Annotated in this window: 2 protein-coding genes and 1 pseudogene; all 3 read left to right on the top strand. The window is 70.2% G+C overall.

Going from position 1 to position 3,033, the window contains the following annotated elements; translation table 11 throughout:
- On the top strand, positions 1 to 690 hold a 690-nt coding region (locus ABTX62_RS37775; protein ID WP_352120410.1), incomplete at its 5' end, for an IPT/TIG domain-containing protein.
- A 105-nt stretch (positions 691 to 795) separates the two neighbouring features.
- Positions 796 to 1,992 carry a peptidoglycan-binding domain-containing protein gene (locus ABTX62_RS37770; RefSeq protein WP_352120409.1) on the top strand — a complete coding sequence of 399 codons (1,197 nt, stop codon included), beginning with the start codon at positions 796 to 798 and terminating at the stop codon, positions 1,990 to 1,992.
- 941 nt (positions 1,993 to 2,933) lie between these two features.
- Positions 2,934 to 3,033, top strand: a pseudogene (locus ABTX62_RS37765) (IS5/IS1182 family transposase); the annotation flags it as partial.

Here is a 3,033-nt window from a genome sequence, read left to right as displayed (position 1 = left end):
ACCGGCGCAACAGCCGTGCGCTTCGACGGGATCGCCGCCACATCGTTCACGGTGGTCTCCGCCACCCAGATCACCGCCGTCACCCCCGCCCACGCGGCCGGCACCGCCGCAGTCACCGTCACCACCCCCGGCGGCACCAGCAACACCGACAATCCTGGTGCGTACTTCTACTACGCCGCGCCGCCCTCGCTGACCGCCGTCGCACCTGCTTCCGGAACGACAGCGGGCGGTACCACGGTCACCTTGACCGGCAACGACCTGCTCGCCGCAACAGCCGTGCGCTTCGACGGGATCGCCGCCACATCGTTCACGGTGGTCTCCGCCACCCAGATCACCGCCGTCACCCCCGCCCACGCCGCCGGCACCGCCGCAGTCACCGTCACCACCCCCGGCGGCACCAGCAACACCCTCAGCTACATCTACCTCTCAGCGCCCACGCTGACCTCGCTGGCGCCTGTCCAGGGACCGACGCACGCCGGGACTGTCATCACCCTGACCGGCAGCAACCTCACCACGACCACCGGTGTTCAATTCGGTTCAACCCCAGCGTCGTTCACGGTGGTCTCCGCCACCCAAATCACCGCCGTGGCCCCCGCAGGCGCGGCCGGATCGGTCACCGTCACCGTCACCACCCCCGCCGGCACCAGCAACGGCCTGCTCTACACGCGGCGCGAAGCCCCGGCCATCTGACCCGGCGAGTGCGAAGCACCTGCGATGAACTCTGCCGGACGGCAGCCACGAACACCTGGCCCCGCCGGCAAAGGCCCAGGCGACCACATCACATCAGGAGGTTTCATGCCCCTGTATCACGCTGCTGTCATCCACCCCGACCAGTCCGTCACCTACCACGGCACTATCGATGAACGCCATCTGAAGGTCGCCCGCGCGATCGCTGCCCTGCCCTCTGCGGCGCGCCACATCGTCGAGCATCCGCGCCACCCGGGCTCGGTGTTCGTCCTGCGCGAGAACGGAGACCTGGACTGGTATCAGCCCGTCCACACCGCCTCTGCCCCGCCTGAAATCCGGCTCCCCGCAAGGCCCGTCCGCACGGAGTCCCGAAGAAGGGCGGCAGCAACGGGCACCGCGGCCACTCAGGACCCGGGCACGCTGTGGATCGGCCAGGCGATCAGATACGGCGACGGTGTGATCGGCGGCCCGATGGACACCCCGGGCAACCCACCCCGCGTAGTCCACCACACCACCGAGTCACCGGCCGGCGGAAAGTACCTCGAGGCGGTCGCCTCCTACCTGATCAAGGTGGCCGCTGAACCCCACCTGATCTATTGTCCGGTCACCGACCGCGTAGGACAGTTCGGCCCCCTGCACCACTCGGCCCGCGCCCTGCGCAACGACGGCTCCCGCCGCACCAACCGCGAAGGCCGGGTCTGCATACAGATCGAGGTCCTGGGCCGCGCCGCCACACCGTGGACCACAGAATGGGACCCCAGGGACAAACCCGGCTGGCAGCGCATCCTCACCGCCATCCGCTCCTGGGACGTACCCGACCTGTGGCCGGCCGGCCCTCCCGTGATCTACCCGGGTGGCTCCCCAGCCCGCTCACGTTCCGTGTGGCAGTCCAAAGGCGGCCACTTCGGACACTGCCACGTCCCGGGCAACGACCACGGTGATCCCGGAGCCCTCGACACCGCCAAGGTGCTGTCCGTCAGGGCCCAGCCGCGTCCCGGTGGCCGGTCCCGGCAGGTCAGTCTCGCCCACGTCGTTGCGGCCGCCACGACAGACCCTCCCGGGCCCGGCGGCCACCAAACCCACCCGGCCGACGTCCGGACCGTGGAGGATGCCCTCGTCACCGAAGGTCTCCTCGAGCCCCGCTACGCCGACGGCTCGTTCGGAACCAAGACCGTCGAGGCCTACGCCGCCTGGCAGCGCAGCGAAGCCGGCGGCTCCTACCGGGGCAGAGACGCCGACGGAACACCGGGCCGCGACTCCCTGACCCGACTCGGCAAACGACACGCCTTCACCGTCATCCCGTAACCGCCCAGGGCCGCGAAGGCCTGCCATGCCTCCCGTAACCGGCCCAGCAGTTCCTCGAGCTGCGGAGGTCGCCGGCAGGGCCCAGGCGCGGCTCACCTGCGCGTCGAGCACGTGAGCCGCAGGGCACCGTCACCGCGAAGCGGTACAGACTGCTGCGCCAGGCCCTGCAGCGCGCCTCGAAGGCTGCGGTCGCCCGTCGCCCGCTCCACGTGGGACGGCCGTGAACGGTTCGGTCGTCTCCGGGCCCGTTCAGCAGCACACCATCGTCCTGCGCTCGCTGCTGCGGACAGCCGAGATCCGTGATCCTGCCAGATGGCTCCCGGCCTTGTTCAACCGGAGCAGGGCGACATCCATGAAGCCATGGCCCTGACAAGGTCTGTCCCGTGGCAGCGTCGAAGGCCCGAAGTCCACTTCGCCGGCCGGTCTCTGTGCACCTCGCGCGCGCACCCGTTGCGGTGGCAGGGCCGCTCACCGGTGGGACAGAGGGTGGGCCGGCTCCTCGCGTCCATCCCGCCGTGCGGGCAGGATCCCTGCACAGCTCCCGGAAGGCCGCCCGCGTGGTGAACCCACTGGACGGACGCCTCCGGCCGACTGCGTGTCATCGAGGAGGAGCGCCACCGGCTGTCTCACACCACCGGCGGCTCCGCTCAGCCGCCGCCCGGACGCGCGGGCGCCGTGGACGACGGGGCATTCCACCGATCGGGGGATCGCGGTAGATCGGCACCGGCCATGAGCTGGCCGTCGGGCTCCAGCGACGGGAGGGGCCCTCCCCACGGTGTGGTCCCTGCCCAGGGCAGGGACCACATGTGAATGCCACGGTGACCCAACTTGAGCTTGTTCCGCTTTGACGGACACCATCGGTGTGGTGGTCAGGCGGCGAGTGTGGCCTCGCAGTCGGCGGGACTGCGGTAGCCGAGGCTGCTGTGCAGTCGGTGCAAGTTGTCAAGACGCTGGGCGAGCACGATCCGGACTTCGTTGTCCTGGACGGCACTCTCGCCGAGTGCGACCGCGTCGGTGACAGCCGGGCGGATGACTCGGCCA

The organism is Streptomyces sp. NPDC096046, from assembly GCF_040303285.1.
GTDB lineage: Bacteria > Actinomycetota > Actinomycetes > Streptomycetales > Streptomycetaceae > Streptomyces.
The sequence above is the reverse complement of the archived record's forward strand: the minus strand, read 5'-3'. Positions and strand labels throughout refer to the sequence as shown.

Bases quoted from the DNA above. Each gene is read 5' to 3' on its own strand.
- ABTX62_RS37770 (WP_352120409.1), top strand. From the start codon at position 796: ATGCCCCTGTATCACGCTGCTGTCATCCACCCCGACCAGTCCGTCACC.